The following is a 15755-nucleotide window of genomic DNA, read 5'->3' on the forward strand; positions in this document are numbered from 1 at the left end:
CGGCGCGCACGCGCCAGGCGGCATTTTCATAAGGTACAGGCCGCTTTGCCGCCAGAGCATCCTGACTTTGAGAATGTGCATTCTTAAAGTTTCAAGACGCCCGCTAAGGCGCTTATCAGCGCATACAAACCGCGCTCACGCCTCTGTGGCGGACGTCTGCTCACGCAGCCGCCAGGGCGATTTCTGTGTGAAATCGCCTGTTCTCCCTCATGTCTTCCGCACTACCGCAGGATAACCATGATCCCTGATCTGAGCTCTATTTTTACCCGCTATGAAACATTGCGGGCCGAAGTTGACGACCTTTTCGGCAGGGTGCGCGGGGCCTTTCCCCAGTGCGTAGTCTGCAAGGAAGGCTGTAGCGATTGTTGCCACGCACTTTTTGATCTTTCCCTTGTTGAAGCCATGTACATCAACAAGGCATTTGAGGCCGCCTTTGGTTACGGGCCGCAGCGCTCCGCCATTCTTGAGCGCGCTTCTGATCTGGACCGCCGCGCCACGCGCATCAAGCGCGAGCTGTACCGGGCGGAAAAAGACGGCGAAAGCCCCGAGGCCATCATGGAACGCGCGGCTCAGATCAAGCTGCGCTGCCCTCTGCTGGACGACAATAACGAATGCCTGCTGTACCACGCCCGGCCCATTACCTGCCGCGTGTACGGCGTGCCTACGGCCATTGCCGGGCAGGGGCATGTGTGCGGTTTTTCCGCCTTTGAAAAGGGCAAGCCATACCCCACCATCCATATGGACAAGATCCAGAACAGGCTTGAAGACCTGAGCAGGGATGTGGCCACAACAGTGCAGAGCCGCTTTAAAGAACTGCATGACGTGTATGTGCCTTTGTCCATGGCTCTGCTAACCCGCTACGATGAGGCCTATCTGGGTATTGGCCCGGCCAAGAAAGAAGAGGCCTGATCGGGCGTGAAAGGAGTTTGAAATGTACGGCAGCATTCCCGCCACCGTCTTTCGCGATGGAACGCCGCAGCAGCTTACGGATGAGCAGGAAGGTCTCAAGCGCGAAATTTATGAGCGCATGAATCCGCGCCGTCGTAAATTTGTGGACCGCATCGGCTATGAAAACTGGGATCCTTTCCAGAAGCCCAACGAACCGCTTGATATGCGGACAGATGTGTCCAAGCGCACCACGCAGCAGCTGGTCAACGAATTTCTGAAAGACGCGGCCAAAAAAGGGCCGTATGGCAAGGCCTACAGCAAGGGCGCTACCGAATGCGCCCTTGGCGTGGTCAATAAGGACGAAAAGTACATGGGCATTTTTGATTTTTGCCGATGGTACCATGATCTTTTGAAAAAAGAGGGGCACATAGCATGAAAGCTCGCTACGATGACCTGGATGAATACATTGCCGATCTGAAGGCGGAAATTGCCCAGAACGAGCAGTGCGCTACCCATTACTACAATCTTGGTCTGGCCCTGCTGACCAAGCGCGACTTTGTGGCTGCTGAAGAAGCCCTGCTGAACGCGGTGCGCAATTCGCCGCATCTGGCGGAAGCCTATGTGCAGCTGGGCGGCATCTGCCTTGAACGCGGCGACCTTGACGGCTGCCTGCGCTACAATGAGGAAGCTGCCAACTGCCGCGCCAAATTCCCAGTGCCGTGGGGCAACATTGCCTTTGTGCACCTGCAACGCGGCGAACCGGACAAGGCCATCACGGCCCTGAACAAGGCCCTCAAGTGGGATCCCACCTTTGTGCAGGCCCGGAATGCGCTTTCCACCGCCTATTATATGAAGGGCGACTTTGCGGCTTGCGAAACAGCCTGCAAGGAAGTGATCAAGCAGCAGCCCGGTTTTGCCCCGGCCTGGAACAATCTGGCGCTGGCGCAGTTTGAAATGGAACAGTATGCCGACGCCGCAGAATCCGCCAAAAAGGCGCAGGCTCTGGGCTTTGAAGTGCCGGAAGGCTTTCTTGAAGAGCTTAAGGCCAAGGGCGTCTAACTCGCACCCTGTGCAATAAATGTCAGTCAGGGCCGCTGGAGAAATCCGGCGGCCCTGACTGTTTTTTGGGGGGCCTGGTAAGGGATAACGTCGGCAATGCAAAACAAAAAGCCCACCGGGCATATGCCAGCGGGCCTTTGAACGCACAAAAATATTGTCTCAGGCGGTGTCGCTGTCCGTAAGATTACTGCACCGGGCCGCGCCATTGCTCACGCCCGCCAGCGCGATCTGAAAGGCCTCCACGTGTTCGGCGGGCAATCGCAGTTGCAATCTGGCCTCAGCCTGATAGTCTTCACTTTCAAGGCGGGCTTCGTAGGTTGGCAACATGCGGCGCAGGGCATCAAGGTGCGCGTAGGCAACGGTAAGCTGCAAACTGGTTTCCGGCACGCGCTGCCTCACGGGCAGGTCGGCCAGATTTTCGCGCACACTGTCCTGATAGGCCCGCACAAGACCGCCTGTGCCAAGCTTGACCCCGCCAAACCAGCGGCTCACCACCACGCACAATTCGCCGATGCCGCTGTGCAGCACAATTTGCAGCATGGGCCTGCCAGCAGTGCCGTGGGGTTCTCCATCATCTGACGAGCCGATCTGCGCAGTATTTCCCGGCGCGCCAGCGGCATATGCCCAGCAGTTGTGCGTTGCATCGGCGCGCTGCCGGCGTACCTGTTCCACAAAGGCCCGCGCTGTTGCCGCATCCGGCGTATGGGCGCACTGGGCCAGAAAGCGGCTGCGGCGGATAACGATTTCTGTGCAGTGCGGGTGTTGCGGCGCAACATCAGGCACGGCATAGCGCGTCATTCGTCGTCACCGCATCTTCTACAGGCGGCGCGCTGGGCGTCGTTCAGAGGCGGGCAGAATTCGCGTATGCAGTCTTTTGCATTGGGGTAGCGCAGGGTCAGCTCTTCCGGCTGGCCGAGGCGCAGGTCTTCCATGTCAAAGCCCGGTGAAACCGTGCAGCCCACAAGCGCAAACTCGCTGCCTGGCGCAGGCGTTGCGCCAAACCAGCAGCCGCCGGGAATGGTAAACTGCACGTGTTGCCCCGCCATAATATTCGGGCCAAGGATCACTTCGCGCGGTTGCCCGTGGGTATCAATACAGGCCAGGCGCAAGGGGCCGCCAAGGTGGAAATGCCACAGTTCATCCTGCCTGATGCGGTGCAAACGCGAATATTGCCCCTGCTCAAGCAGAAAAAGAATGGCTGTTGATACGGGTCTTGGCCCTATAAAACCACAGGGCATTTCATCCGCCGTAAGAATTTGCGGAGCTTCGTATGTGCGGTGATAGAACCCCCCTTCGGGGTGGGGCCGCATGCCGAAATAGGATATGATTTCTTGGGCGTTCATAGGTTCCTTTTAGCTTGTCATAGCGTTCTGCGCAACGGTATCAAGGGCTAAAGGGCGGGCCTGTAAAAATAATTTTTTGTAAAAAACTGCTTTACAAGGCAGCAAGAATTCTTTAATCAGGAACTGTTCCTGATAAAAACAACAACTTCACCAAGGAGAATACCCATGAGCACCACACAAGAAAATTTGATGGCGGCCTTTGCCGGCGAATCCCAGGCCAACCGCAAGTACCTTGCCTTTGCTGTCGCTGCCGACAAGGAAGGCATGCACCAGGTTGCCAAGCTGTTCCGCGCTGCTGCGGCTGCTGAAACCGTTCACGCTCATGCCCACCTCAAGAATGCTGGCAAAATCGGCAACACCATGGCCAACCTCAAGTCGGCCATCGAAGGTGAAACCTACGAATTCACCACCATGTACCCCGACATGATCAAGCAGGCCCAGGCCGAAGGCCAGAGCGCCGTTGCCAAGTATTTTGATTTTGCCAATCAGGTGGAAGAAATCCACGCCAAGCTCTACAAAAAGGCTCTGGAAAATCCCGCCGCTCTGCCCGCCACCGATTATTACGTGTGCAAGGTTTGCGGCTATACCCATGAAGGCCCCTGCGACGCGTGTCCTGTGTGCGGCGCCTGGCGGCATATCGCGGATAAAATCCGCATGACCGGGCTTGACGCAGACTGGCAATAGCCGTCCTGCCTGAAGGCCTGGCATGCCTTGATGCGCTCGATATGCGCCGGATGAAACTGATATGTTGATGCAGCAGTTTCCCCGGCGCATGTTGCATGGAGAGTGGGCAGGACTTCGGCGCATACGGAAAGGTGCGCGTCCGCACCTTGGCGGAGTGGCCTGCAAGGCGCAACACGCGCCTTTTTGATTTGCAATTTAGCATGAAAAGGGGCACTATCCGGCTGGTGCGCGGCCCCTCCATTGGCTGGCGTTGCAGCACCCCCTGCGTTGCGGCTTTTTGGGCTTGCGGCGCTGTGTTCGTTCATTACGTCCGCGTGGAGATCGTTGTTATGCGTCTTCTTGTCCGTCTTAGCCTTCTTGTGCTTCTGCTTGCCGTGGGCGGCGTGGTCGCCCTGCCGGGCGCACCCCAGTGCGCCGAAAAAAAGGAAACGTCCAAGGAAGCCCCCAGTAAGTTTGATGCGCTCAAGCGCTTCAGTCAGGTTCTTGATCTGGTGGAGCGTTATTACGTGCGTGATGTGACGCAGGGCGACCTTATCAATGGCGCGGTCAAAGGCATGCTCCAGGGCCTTGACCCGCACTCCACCTTTATGAACGCCGAAGAATACAAAGAAATGCAGGAGACCACCTCCGGCGAATTCTTTGGTATTGGCATAGAAATTTCCATGGAGAACGGTCAGGTTACAGTGGTGACTCCCATTGAGGACACCCCTGCGTACCGGGCCGGGCTCAAATCTGGCGATATTATTCTGTCCATCAACGGGCAGCCCGCGCAGGAACTCTCGTTGCAGGAAGTTGTTTCCCGCATTCGTGGCCCCAAGGGTTCGGAGGTGGAGCTTGCCATCCTGCACAGCGATGCCAAGGCTCCGCAGACTGTCCGCCTTGTGCGCGATGCCATTCCGCTTATCAGCGTGAAGTCCAAGAAGCTCGAGGACGGGTATTACTGGATTCGCCTCACGCGTTTTTCTGAGCGCACCACCGAAGAACTGCGCGACGCTCTTAAGGCGGCAGAAAAGGAAACCAAGAATTCCGGCGGCATCAAGGGTATTGTGCTTGACCTGCGCAATAACCCCGGCGGGCTGCTTGATCAGGCCGTGAGCGTTTCTGACACGTTCCTCGACAAGGGCGTCGTCGTTTCCATCAAGGGACGGCGCGACAATACTGACCGTGTGTACGAAGCCAAAAAGCAGGGCGATGATATCCACGCCCCCATGGTTGTGCTGATCAACGCCGGTTCCGCCTCCGCCTCTGAAATCGTGGCTGGCGCCCTGCGCGACCAGAAGCGCGCCCTCACAGTGGGTGAGCGTTCATTCGGCAAGGGATCCGTGCAGAACATCATCCCGCTCTCTGACGGCTCCGGCCTCAAGCTTACTGTTGCCCTGTACTACACGCCCAGCGGCAGCTCCATTCAGGCCGAAGGCGTTGTGCCTGATGTGGAAGTGCCGTTTGAAGCCCCCCGCACGGACGACAAGGATAACTCCCGCCTTATGGTGCGCGAGCAGGATCTGAACCGTCACATTGAAAACGGCAAGGATAAAAAATCTTCCAAGGCCAAGAACAGCAAGGAAGATGCCGCCGAGCAGCTCGCGCGCGACAACCAGTTGCGCATGGCCCTGCAAATGGTCAAGAGCCTCCCCAAGATGCGGGAAATCAGGAATTAACCCCGTAACCGCGTAAGGCGGGCGGGCAGGAATAAACAGGGTGTTGCCTTTGCGCGACACAAAGTTATCAGACAGCCTTCTGGCCGGATCCTTGCGGTTCGCCGGGGGGCTGTCTGCGTCTGCGCAGCTTGCCGTGGGCGGCCTGCTGTGGCTTATATGTAGCCTGGCCATATCCTGCTGGGTTTATTGGCAACTGGAAGCCCCGGCCCAGAAGCAGGAGGCTGCGTCGGGCGCGGCTTTGCCCTTTGCTGTTGCCCACAAATCCGCAGGCGCGCATGACAGCGGGCCGGGTTTTGACAGGGCGCTGGCTCTGGAAAGTGTGGACGCGTTGCTTGCGCGTACACTCCCGCTGGCCTTACCTCAGGCGCAGTGGCAGCAGCTCGCTTTGCAAGAAAATTTGTCTGTCGAAACATCGCAATTGCCCTCCGGGGCAACCATTCCTCCCATTCCCACCACTTCCGCAGGGCAGGCGGCATATGCCGCTACATATGCCAGCGCGGCGGATCTGCGGCAGTTCATCGTCAGCGGTCCATGCGCGCCACTGCGCCTTGGGCTGGCTCTGCTTCAGGGGCTGCGCGATCAAAATTCTGTTCTGGAAAGGGCAGGAGTGCGCGCCGAGGTGCACTGGACGCCGCAAGGAACGCTTGAAGTCCTACTCAATCATCTGGTATACTATGTTGTTAGCTTTCCTGGTCGGGAGGGGCAGCTTTCAGATTTGGCCCAACCACTGCCGCCGGAGGCCCTGGCTATTGTCATTGATGACATGGGCCAGAGGCTCGAATCCGCAGAAGCTCTTGCCTCGTTGCCGTTTCCGGTGACTCTGGCCATCTGGCCGAGGTCGCCGCATGCGCAGGAAACAGCCGGGATAGCGTTAACCCGTCGGCTTGATTGCCTGTTGCACCAGCCCATGGAGGCCCTGCCTCGGGCCTTGCATGGCAGGCCGGACCCTGGCCCCGGAGCGCTGCTCACCAGTATGAGCGCGCAGGAGGTGCAGACCGTGCTTGAGGAAAATCTGCGGATTTTGCCCTCGGTGATTGGCCTCAACAACCACATGGGGTCAGCTTTTACTGGCGATATTTCGCTGTGCAGAGCACTGTGCAGCATGCTTGGCGGGCGAGGGCTCGCCGTGCTCGACAGTGTGACGCGCCCAGACCCCCAGCTGGCACTTGCGGCCAGAGAGGCGGGGCTGGTCGGCCTTGCACGCGATGTTTTTCTGGATACGCGCCGCGACACTGCGGCTATTCTGTCTGCGCTGGACGCGGCGGCAGCCCGCGCCCGCGCTCAAGGCATGGCTGTGGCCATTGGCCATCCTTATCCTGAAACCCTGCGCGCTCTGCGCGACTGGCAGGACAAGGACGGCGTGGCGGTGGTGCCCTTGCGGCGCATACTCTGGAAACTGGCCCAGGACGGAGCCGCCGTTGCGGCGCGTTCTTGTCCTGCTAACAACAACATGGAAAAGGAGTAAGCATGCAATCCACTTTCGCCATTATCAAGCCTGACGCAGTTTCGCGCAATCTGACCGGGGAAATTCTGGCTGCCATGGAAGCTTCCGGCCTCAAAATAGTGGCTCTCAAGCGCTTGCGCCTTTCCAAGGCCCAGGTTGCGGGCTTTTATGCCGTCCACAGCGAGCGCCCCTTTTTTGACAGCCTGACCGACTACATGTCTTCCGGCCCGGTGGTTTGCGTTGTATTGCGCGGCGAAGACGCGGTGCCCCGCTGGCGCGCCCTCATGGGGGCCACCAATCCGGCTCAGGCGGAGCCCGGCACCCTGCGTCACAAGTATGGCCAAAGCCTGGAAGCCAATGCTGTTCACGGCTCGGACGCCGCTGAAACCGCGGCTTTTGAAATAGGCTACTTCTTCAGCGGCCTGGAAATAACGGAGTAATATTATGGCGCTCAAAATCGGCTGTGTCGGATGCGGCAACATGGGCGGGGCCATCATGGCCGGGCTTGCCCGCAAGGGCGGCTACGAACTGTGCGGTTTCAACAGAACCGCTTCACGCATGCGCCCGCTTGAAGAGCTTGGCGTGCGTGTTATGGAAAGCCCCCAGGCCGTGGCGCAGGCCGCCGACGTGCTGGTGCTGGGCGTTAAACCCTATCAGGCGGCAGAGGTGCTTGCGCAGATGCGCCCAGAGCTGACAGCCGGGAAAACCCTGGTCTCCGTAGCTGCTGGCGTGAGCCTTCAGCGCCTCGCCGAGGCGGTTGAAGGGCGTTGCCCCGTGGTGCGCTGCATGCCCAACACCCCGGCCCTTGTGGGTATGGGTGTGTTCGCCCTCTGCTTTGACGATCCTGACCTGCCCGATACCAGCAAGGCCGACATTCAGGCTTTGTTCGGCGCGTTGGGCGTGTGCGTGGAACTGCCGGAAAGCAAGTTCACGGCGTTCACAGCTCTTATCGGGGCAGGGCCTGCCTATGTGTTTGCCATGATGCAGGGGCTGGTGCAGGCTGGCGTTACCCTTGGTTTTCAGCATAAAGAATCGCGCGAGATGGTTACTGCCCTTTTTGGCGGATGCGCCAAAATGGCCGAGCAGAGCACCTCGCCCATCATGCAGTTGCGTGACGATGTCTGCTCCCCCGGCGGGGTGACTATCGCGGGCGTGAACGTGCTTGACCGCGCAGGCCTTGCAGGCCTGCTGGTGGAATCCGTGCTGGCCGCCAACGCGCGCGGCAAGGAAATGGAAAGCTGAGCACCTGCTGCTGTTGGCCTGATGCTTACGGTTGCGCCTGACAGGGCATGAAAATAAAAACCGGCTGTTGTTAACAACAGCCGGTTTCTCTGTCTGGGAGATATCTGATGATGCCGGGGCGGCGTGGGCCGCCCTGGAGTGCCCTAGTGATCCAGGCGGATGTCCAGGGTGTGCCCATCCTTTGAAAGCGTGAACTTGGGCTGAATCTTGCCCGTCAGGTCAATGACAATGCGTGTTTTGTCATCGCTCTTGCCAATGCGCACGTTGGTCACCGCAGGGTTCTTGGGTACGCCGGGCGCCTTGACCTGCCACTTGCCGTCCAGATCAATAACCAGACGTTCAGGGCCGCTGAGCTGCATATTTTTGTAGACAATGGGCGCAGCACCCACGAGGCGCACTGTTGCGCCCTTGTCGCGTGCAAGAACCACAAACTTGGTGATGTTCTTGTGCTGCGGCGCGGCCTTGGCGGCTTTCTCCTTCGCGGGTTCTGCCGCTGGCGATGTCTTTTCCGTGACAGGGGTCACAGGTTTGGGCTGCACCACTGGCTTGGCAACGGCTGGCTGGGGTTCGGCAGTGGCGGCGCTACTCGCCGGGGCGCTCTTTTCCTCCGGTTTAAGGCTGGGGATGGGCGCGCGGGCCGGGGCTTCGCTGCTGGCGTTGAGATCAGGAATGCCGCTCTGGGTCTGCGGGGGCAGATGCAGGGAAGGAGACGTGGCGGACTGGTTGCCAGCATCGGCGGGCGGGGCCGCATCCGGGGAGGTGACAGGCGCGATAATGCCTGCGGGGTTTGCTGGTTCAGGCTTGCGCATGCGTTCATTGAGCATGATAAGCGCCATGCCCAGAACACACACTGCCACAAGAAGACCGAGAATTACTTTGTTCATGCCAAAAGGCTCCTGCCAATGACTTGGGTTGGAACAGCGCTCAGCGCTGGGGCGTGGGCTTGCCAGCGCTGCGCGTCCGTTTGAGTTCGCGGATGTGTTCCAACAGCTTGAAGTAGAGAGGCTCTCCGCTGGACATGCTCAAAGCCGTGCCGATGTGGGTGGCGGCTTCGTCATACAGGCCAAGCGAACAGAGAATGCGCGCCAGGTTGAAGTGGGCGTGATCGTCCTCGGGGGCCAGTTCCACTGCCTTGCGTGAAAAAAGCAGGGCGAGGTCGGGCTGGGAATTCTGGCGCAGACGTACGCCAAAATCACGGAACATATGCTTGTGGGCGGGTATGATGCCGTCCTTGGTCTGCGCCAGCTGCTCAAGGGCAAGCAGTGCTGCCTTGCGCTCGCGCGGGCGTTTGAGGCGCAGCAATGTCTGGCGAAAAGTCTCCCGCAGCTTTGACTCCACCATCTTGGCCTTGCGGGCGGCTTCAAGGTCGTAGGCCCTCTTGGGCGCGGCAGCGGCAGCTGGCGCTGGGCCTTCGTCATAGTGAACAGCGGTGACGCCGGTGGCGGTGCGGGAAGGAAAGGGAATAAGACCCATATCGGGCTGCTCGGGGGCAACTTCAACAGATTCGGGCAGTTTAGCCTTTGAAAGCGTCTGGAGCGGCGCGCTCCCTGTTTTGGCCTTGGGCGCGCCTGCCTTGAGGACAGGTTGTTCTGCCGCAGCATCCGGTTGGTGGGGCGCTGGCGCGGGCGGGGCGGATTCAAAATGGCTGAGATCCGGCGTGATCACAGGCATAGCCAAAATATTGTGCTCTGCCTTGAATGACTGGGAAAAGGTTTTTGCGTTTATGCGTTCCACCTCTGCCACAGGCTGGAACGCGGCGTTGAGTTCCTGCACCGCAAAGGCTCCGTCTGGAAGCTCCCAGACGAAGTAGTGCGTTTTGCTGCGGCTCTCTGTCCAATCGGCAGAGAATGAGAAGACGCCAGAAAATTTTGAGCGACGCATGTGCAAAATGTACATTATTTGCGCCGAATAGCAAGATTCGCTTCTGGCCTTTACGGGGCCGGGTGTTTGGGCTAGCATGACCCCATGCACGAAATGTCCATAGCACAAAGCCTGTTGCAGATGGCTGAGGATGAAATAGCCCGTCAGGGTTGCACTCGTCTGGAAGTTGTGAACGTCACGTACGGCTCACTTTCAGGTGTTGTGCCCGAGTCGCTGCAATTCTGTTTTGAAGTCATGGTGCAGGGTACCCCGCACGAAGGCGCGCGCCTGGAGCTTACCGAGCTTCCGCTACGGCTGCGCTGCTCCGCATGCGGTAAAGTTTTTGGCGGGGAGGGGCAGGATGCACTCTGGCTGCCGTGCCCCGATTGCGGCGAGCAGTTCGGGCATGTGGTTGAGCAGGGCAGGGAACTGTATCTCAACCGTCTGGAAGCCAGCTAACCCTTTTGCCCTCTGGCTCTCCAGGGGGCCGGTTTGCTCCTTTCACTGCCGTCTTTGCCTTTGTCTTATCTTTCTGGCTCATGACCACGCCGTACCAACGGCAAGCAAGGAGAATTGAATGCAAATTCCTGTGGTTCGCAATGTATTGGAAGCCAACGAAAAAATGGCCGATAACGTGCGTCGGCTGCTTACCGAAAAAGGAATATTGTCGCTGAATCTCATCAGCTCGCCCGGCGCGGGCAAAACCACCCTGCTGGAACGCACCCTGAGCGATCTGGCCGGAGAATTCCGCATGGCGGTGGTGGAAGGCGACCTCCAGACAGATAACGATGCCCGCCGCGTTGCCGCCACAGGCGCGCAGGCCGTGCAGATCAATACAGACGGCGGCTGCCACCTCGACAGCAACATGATTCTGACCTCGCTGGAAAGCCTTGACCTTACCGGCGTGGATATTCTTTTTATTGAAAACGTGGGCAATCTGGTGTGCCCAGTGGAATTTGACTGCGGCGAAGACGCCAAGGTCGCCCTGCTGAGCGTTGCCGAAGGTGACGACAAGCCGGAAAAATACCCCCTGCTGTTCAACCTTGCCAAGGCAATGGTGCTCAACAAGGTCGACCTGCTGCCCTACGTGGATTTTGACCTTGCACGCGCCCGCAATTTTGCCACAAAGCTCAATAAAGAGCTGGATATCTTTGAGGTTTCGTGCCGCAAGGGCGATGGCCTTGAAGGCTGGTACAACTGGCTGCGGAGCATGCGCGCCGCCAAGAAGGAAGGCAGGCTTTAAACAGCCCCAGCCTGATACTGAAAATTCAAAAAGGCATCCCCGGCTCTTGGCTGAGGATGCCTTTTTACGTTCAGACCGTCCGGTTGACAGGCTCTGGAATATTCTATCGATAATTTATCTTGATTCTTCGCTTTCCTGATAGGCGGCAACATCAACCACAAGATTTTTTGAAGCCGGGCGCAGGGTGATGGTGAACAGCTGCACATCGCTGCTCGGGGCATCGGCATCCGCAAGCTTGGGCAGCATTTCTGTAGGCGCGAGCATGATGGTGGCTTCGCCCTTGCTGGCAGACATGAAATACTCAAGCACCTGCCGCAGCATGTCCTTTTGCTTGTTCAGATCCATGGACGGCATTTGGGTAAAGTTGATATCCAGCCCCGGCAATTCGGCCTGCCATGGGCTGTATTTTTGCTCGTAAAGGGCGCTCAGCAGTTTGTCCAGGGTTTCCTGATCCAGCTTGCGGCGCAGTTCCATGTGGTCAAGCACAAGGGGAGTCTTGCTTGAAGGCTTTTCCCCGCGCTGGGCAGGCTCAAGCCGCGCGGCCCAGACCATGCCCGCAAAGCCAAGGCTGGCAAGCACGGCATCGTTGTCGTCACGTTGCGGCGTGGCGCTCAGCAGGGTGCAAACGTCCTTCATGGGCATACCGGGGCGAAAACGGTCAAGTGCGCAGACCGGGCCGGCATCCGGCCCCGGCAGCAGGCTTTGCGTTTCGCCGGTCAGGCGTTGCTGTTCACCCTTGGAAAAAGCGAGCTCCAGCAAGGGTTTTTCGCCCATGCGCAGGGTCACGCTTTGCGCCTTGGCCAGCGGCACATCCTTGAAGATCCACAAGGCAAGGCCTGTGTCCACGCGCAGGTAGGCAACCGCGCCGGGGTTTTCAATGTCGTCCCGCCCAGCGGGGGGCATGTCAAACCGCACAAAATGCATACTGCGTCCAGTCTGAAAGCCCATGCTCAGAATATCCTCGCCAGTGGCGTTGACGATGGTGAGGATTTGCGGTTCAGGGCCGGGTTTTGCTATATGGGCGGCAGAGGCCGCGCCAGTAAAGAGCGCTCCGGCCAGCACAAGACAGATGGCCGCGTATATGCGAAGAAACCATACATCCTTGGTCATGGCGTACTCCATGTTTGCAACTTGTGTCTGCATGATAGCAGAGCGCAGGGCAGGCCCGCAAGCGGCAACGGCAGCTCGGGTTGCAAAAGACTATATAGGGCAGCATTTGCGGTGATCTGTCGGCCAGATTACTGGTGTACTTTACGCCAGCGGCATGCATTGATATGGTTGCCCGCGCCAACGTTCTTTCTGTCCCTCCCTGCGCACGATTATCGCAGCAAACCCCAACATCCGGAGATTCCATGCCTCCTGCTACCCGTCAGCCTTCATCGGATCAGGCAAATGATAAGAAATGCCTGTGCCTGCGCCCTTCATCCTTGCTGGCGGCGGGCTTCCTGGTGGTGGCGGCAGTGGTGCTGGCATACCTTGGCGGGGTTATGAGCGGCAGGGCCTACTGGAAGGCGCATCCGCAACCCATTGCGGCCAGGTCGGGCATGTCTGGGGCAAGCGCCCCTTCGTCCGCAACCGCGCCGGACGATGACCCGCATGCCCTGGGCGGCGATCAAGCCCCCGGCGCAGATGAGGGAACAAGCGAACCCAAGCAAAAGGTGCTGGCCGCCGAGGAACTGCGCTTTGCCAGAGTGCTGCGCAACGATGCCGCCACGGGCGATGCCCCGCTCAAACCCTTGCCGCCCATGACGCCGGTGCAGCCCAAACCTGCCGGCGTGGCTCAGGCCGGGGTTGCGCCAGCACCGCAAGGGGCCGCGCAGGGCGGCGCGGCAGGGCAGCAGGCGGCCCCGGGGGGCATTGCAAGGCCGCAGACATCTGGAATGTACGATTATGTGTTTCAGGTGGGAGCATTCAAGGATGCGGATGCTGTGGACTCTTTGCGTCAGCGTCTGGAGGGCAGGGGAATGCGTACAAAGATGGAGCGCTCGGGCAAACTCTATGTGGTGCTGGTGTTGTTGCGCGGCGATGAGGCCAGAGCCGCAGAGGTGCTGCGCTCCACAGAAGGCATGGGGCTGGGCAAGCCCATACAGCGCAGCCGTAAACCAGTGCTGCAACAGTAATTTTTTGTCTTTTCCCCGGCCTACCCGTTGCCGTTTATTGCGCAACGGGCAGAAAACGGGGTTCAATACTGCCGCGCACGGCATGCCGTACGGGCAGCATGCCGGGGTTTGACCCTCCGCGCAGTGCGGCCAGCAGGTCTTCTGCCCGGTCAACATCGCCGCTGCACAGCACGGCCATGTATACGCCCGCCTGCTGATCCGCTCCCACAATACAGGCCGTGTCCACTCCCATTGCGTCTTTCCCTCTGAAAACATACTGGGCATCAGCCCTGCGCACAGGCTCCCGCACCCCGGCGGCGGCGCGCAGCAATCCTGCCACGTCAGCCGCATCCGGCGGCCCTGCGGTTTTGCCTACCATGATGCGCACATGGACGGCCTCTTCCGGCCCGGTGAGCGCAAGCACCCACGCTCCCGCCAGGGTTGACGGGGCTTCGGCCTGCCAGCCCTGGGGTGCTTCAAGTGAAAACCAGCCGTAGTTTTCGGCCCTTGCGGTCTGCGCTGCTGCCATCAGGGCCAGCCAGATGGCAGCATGCATGACCGCCCATATTGCAGGGCGCACTGTGAAATGAAACGTCATATGATCCTTTTGCGCTGCGTGCTCAGTCGTTCAATTCCACCTTGGGGGGCTGCCAGGTTCCCTTGCCCAGCGGCAGCACGGAGAGCCCTTCGGTTTCAGGCCAGTACAGGCGCATTACAAGAAAGATCGGGCCGTCCGGCGCTGGCAGCCAGTTGCTCTCGTGCGCTTTGCCAGGAGAATCGCGCTGGATCAAGATGGTAAGCGAGCCATCGGGATTCTTTTTCATGTCCGGCAGCATGGGGGAATTGATCAGATAGCGGTCGATGGGATTCTTTATGAGCAACTGGGTATTGCCGTCGTACATGGTCACAGACCAGAAAGCCTTGGCCGGAGGGTACTGCCCGGCGGGAATGGTCATGCGGTACTTGTGCTTGCTTCCGTCAAGCGGGCTGCCATCGGCCAGAGTTTTGGTCATGGGATAAACGGCTTCTTCGGCATCATTGCCGTAAATGCCCGCCTTGGCCCCGGCTGCCCGGATCAACCAATTACCGTGAAAGTACTCCCTGTTGCCAAAGGGAGAACTCATCTTCCAGCCGTTCACGCGAATACCCGGCCTTGTGACGGCGGCATCGACCATGCCCGCGCCTTTTTGCAGGCCGCGCAGCAGTGCTGCCTGCGCATCCTTGGGCAGGGCATCAAACACAAAAGGTTTGCCCGCAACGACGCCAATACTGGCAAGCTGGGCGCGGAGAGAGGTTTCTTCCGGCCCGGCCGGGGCAAATTGCAGCGCAAAGGCCAGATAATCAAAAAATTCCGGCTTTACAAAATCCTGCCCGATATTGGGGAAGGGCGGCATGGGAAGCGCCGGGGGCGGTGTTTGCCCCAAAAAGGCCGAGAGGGGTTTTACGGCGTAACCTGTCTGGAATTTCAGCACATTTTCAATATCTGCGGGATTGAACAGCTGGGTGCGGAACAGGGCCATGGCAAACTGCGCATTGGAGCGGAACACTTGCATGCCCGCAGGCGCTGTGCCCTTCCATTCCGGCCCTGCGACAAGATAGCTGCCCCCGCCGTTGCCCGTTGTTCTGCTGCCGATGTAGCCAAAGTTGAAAGTATTGGCGTCCACAAGCTGCACGCTGAAATACCGTCCGTCCGTGTCCTTCGGCACGGTAATGACCACCGGTTCGGCTCTTAGGTCAAGGCAGGCAAAGGAGTAGGGCGTGTCGCTGTTGGGCGTGATGACCACGGTATCCTTGTAGGTGAACACCCGCGCCCCGTTGCGCAGGGCGTTGAAGGGCGCTTTGTACTGCGGGGACTTTGTGTCAACGGAGTATTCATAGGTAACTGCGTAGTGCATTACTATAGGCAGGCCGTAAACAAAGCCTTGAGCGGCGATGTTTTCTACCGTAGCGGCATCGGGAAATTCTTTCGGCTGTTGCGCGGCGGGGCTGACCGGAGCGCACAGGATCAAGGTGAGTGCAAGCATCGCTGTAACCCTCATAACCCTGGCGATGCTGAAAACAGGCGAATGGTTTGTCATGATGCCCCCGGTATTGTTAAAGGCCTGAGCGCTGCATTGCAGTGCCGCTCTTTTTGCTTGCACCACAAACCCGCTGAAATCAACTATTCTATTGCATGTGCTGCGCAGCATGGACAAGGCCTCCTCCACTAGCTATTCTGGCTGTCGGCGGGGCGCA

18 protein-coding genes are annotated in these 15755 nt (G+C 59.0%); 11 read left to right on the forward strand and 7 right to left on the reverse strand.

The window, feature by feature from the left end:
- Positions 1–237: 237 nt before the first annotated feature.
- Genes G449_RS0104225 through G449_RS0104235 form a run of 3 tightly spaced genes read left to right on the forward strand, consistent with a single transcriptional unit; the run spans position 238 to position 1947 of the window.
- Complete coding sequence (locus G449_RS0104225) at positions 238–909, forward strand: hypothetical protein (RefSeq protein ID WP_022658066.1); 672 nt, start codon at positions 238–240, stop codon at positions 907–909.
- 22 nt (positions 910–931) lie between these two features.
- Positions 932–1324: a hypothetical protein gene (locus G449_RS0104230; RefSeq protein ID WP_022658067.1), complete on the forward strand. Its 393-nt coding sequence runs from the start codon at positions 932–934 to the stop codon at positions 1322–1324.
- Positions 1321–1947 (forward strand): tetratricopeptide repeat protein, encoded by a 627-nt coding sequence (locus tag G449_RS0104235; RefSeq protein ID WP_022658068.1) that lies wholly within the window; start codon positions 1321–1323, stop codon positions 1945–1947. Before G449_RS0104230 ends, G449_RS0104235 begins: the two co-directional genes overlap by 4 nt.
- 159 nt (positions 1948–2106) lie before the next feature.
- Here the strand turns inward: G449_RS0104235 and G449_RS0104240 are convergent, their stop codons facing one another.
- Together G449_RS0104240 and G449_RS15925 are read right to left on the reverse strand one after the other, a co-directional pair.
- Positions 2107–2745: a YigZ family protein gene (locus tag G449_RS0104240; protein WP_022658069.1), complete on the reverse strand. Its 639-nt coding sequence runs from the start codon at positions 2743–2745 to the stop codon at positions 2107–2109.
- Positions 2742–3290 (reverse strand): cupin domain-containing protein, encoded by a 549-nt coding sequence (locus G449_RS15925; RefSeq protein ID WP_022658070.1) that lies wholly within the window; start codon positions 3288–3290, stop codon positions 2742–2744. Before G449_RS15925 ends, G449_RS0104240 begins: the two co-directional genes overlap by 4 nt.
- Positions 3291–3455: 165 nt before the next feature.
- Here G449_RS15925 and G449_RS15930 point away from each other — a divergent pair, with 165 nt between their 5' ends.
- The 5 genes from G449_RS15930 to proC all read left to right on the forward strand — a co-directional run bounded on the left by G449_RS15930 (position 3456) and on the right by proC (position 8318).
- Positions 3456–3974, forward strand: a complete 519-nt coding sequence (locus tag G449_RS15930; protein ID WP_022658071.1) for a rubrerythrin family protein — start codon at positions 3456–3458, stop codon at positions 3972–3974.
- A 329-nt stretch (positions 3975–4303) separates the two neighbouring features.
- Entirely contained in the window at positions 4304–5632 is a 1329-nt protein-coding gene (locus G449_RS0104255; protein ID WP_027180701.1) for a S41 family peptidase, read from the forward strand.
- 49 nt (positions 5633–5681) lie between these two features.
- Complete coding sequence (locus G449_RS15935) at positions 5682–7097, forward strand: divergent polysaccharide deacetylase family protein (RefSeq protein WP_051135385.1); 1416 nt, start codon at positions 5682–5684, stop codon at positions 7095–7097.
- Positions 7098–7099: 2 nt separating this feature from the next.
- Entirely contained in the window at positions 7100–7516 is a 417-nt protein-coding gene (gene ndk, locus G449_RS0104265) for a nucleoside-diphosphate kinase (protein ID WP_022658074.1), read from the forward strand.
- A gap of 4 nt (positions 7517–7520) precedes the next feature.
- Entirely contained in the window at positions 7521–8318 is a 798-nt protein-coding gene (gene proC, locus G449_RS0104270; RefSeq protein WP_022658075.1) for a pyrroline-5-carboxylate reductase, read from the forward strand.
- A gap of 143 nt (positions 8319–8461) precedes the next feature.
- Here proC and G449_RS0104275 read toward each other — a convergent pair whose 3' ends face one another.
- On the reverse strand, positions 8462–9202 hold the full coding sequence (locus G449_RS0104275; protein WP_022658076.1) for an AMIN domain-containing protein: 741 nt from the start codon (positions 9200–9202) through the stop codon (positions 8462–8464).
- Positions 9203–9242: 40 nt separating this feature from the next.
- Complete coding sequence (locus tag G449_RS0104280) at positions 9243–10091, reverse strand: tetratricopeptide repeat protein (RefSeq protein WP_159060428.1); 849 nt, start codon at positions 10089–10091, stop codon at positions 9243–9245.
- A gap of 192 nt (positions 10092–10283) precedes the next feature.
- Between G449_RS0104280 and G449_RS0104285 the strand changes: the two genes are divergently transcribed.
- Together G449_RS0104285 and hypB are read left to right on the forward strand one after the other, a co-directional pair.
- Complete coding sequence (locus G449_RS0104285; protein WP_022658078.1) at positions 10284–10637, forward strand: hydrogenase maturation nickel metallochaperone HypA/HybF; 354 nt, start codon at positions 10284–10286, stop codon at positions 10635–10637.
- A 118-nt stretch (positions 10638–10755) separates the two neighbouring features.
- A complete protein-coding gene (gene hypB, locus G449_RS0104290) occupies positions 10756–11421 on the forward strand; it encodes a hydrogenase nickel incorporation protein HypB (RefSeq protein WP_022658079.1) in 666 nt (221 codons plus the stop codon).
- Positions 11422–11535: 114 nt separating this feature from the next.
- Here hypB and G449_RS15940 read toward each other — a convergent pair whose 3' ends face one another.
- The gene (locus G449_RS15940) at positions 11536–12531 is read right to left on the reverse strand and encodes a hypothetical protein (RefSeq protein WP_022658080.1); all 996 of its coding nucleotides are present in this window, start codon (positions 12529–12531) and stop codon (positions 11536–11538) included.
- Positions 12532–12773: 242 nt separating this feature from the next.
- Here G449_RS15940 and G449_RS0104300 point away from each other — a divergent pair, with 242 nt between their 5' ends.
- Positions 12774–13541, forward strand: coding sequence for an SPOR domain-containing protein (locus G449_RS0104300; protein ID WP_022658081.1), 768 nt, complete (start codon positions 12774–12776; stop codon positions 13539–13541).
- A gap of 34 nt (positions 13542–13575) precedes the next feature.
- Here the strand turns inward: G449_RS0104300 and G449_RS0104305 are convergent, their stop codons facing one another.
- Positions 13576–14118 (reverse strand): hypothetical protein, encoded by a 543-nt coding sequence (locus G449_RS0104305; RefSeq protein ID WP_022658082.1) that lies wholly within the window; start codon positions 14116–14118, stop codon positions 13576–13578.
- Positions 14119–14140: 22 nt separating this feature from the next.
- Complete coding sequence (locus G449_RS15945) at positions 14141–15709, reverse strand: DUF1254 domain-containing protein (RefSeq protein ID WP_022658083.1); 1569 nt, start codon at positions 15707–15709, stop codon at positions 14141–14143.
- Between the last annotated feature and the right edge of the window lie 46 nt (positions 15710–15755).

The organism is Desulfovibrio desulfuricans DSM 642, from assembly GCF_000420465.1.
In the GTDB taxonomy this organism is placed as follows: domain Bacteria; phylum Desulfobacterota; class Desulfovibrionia; order Desulfovibrionales; family Desulfovibrionaceae; genus Desulfovibrio; species Desulfovibrio desulfuricans.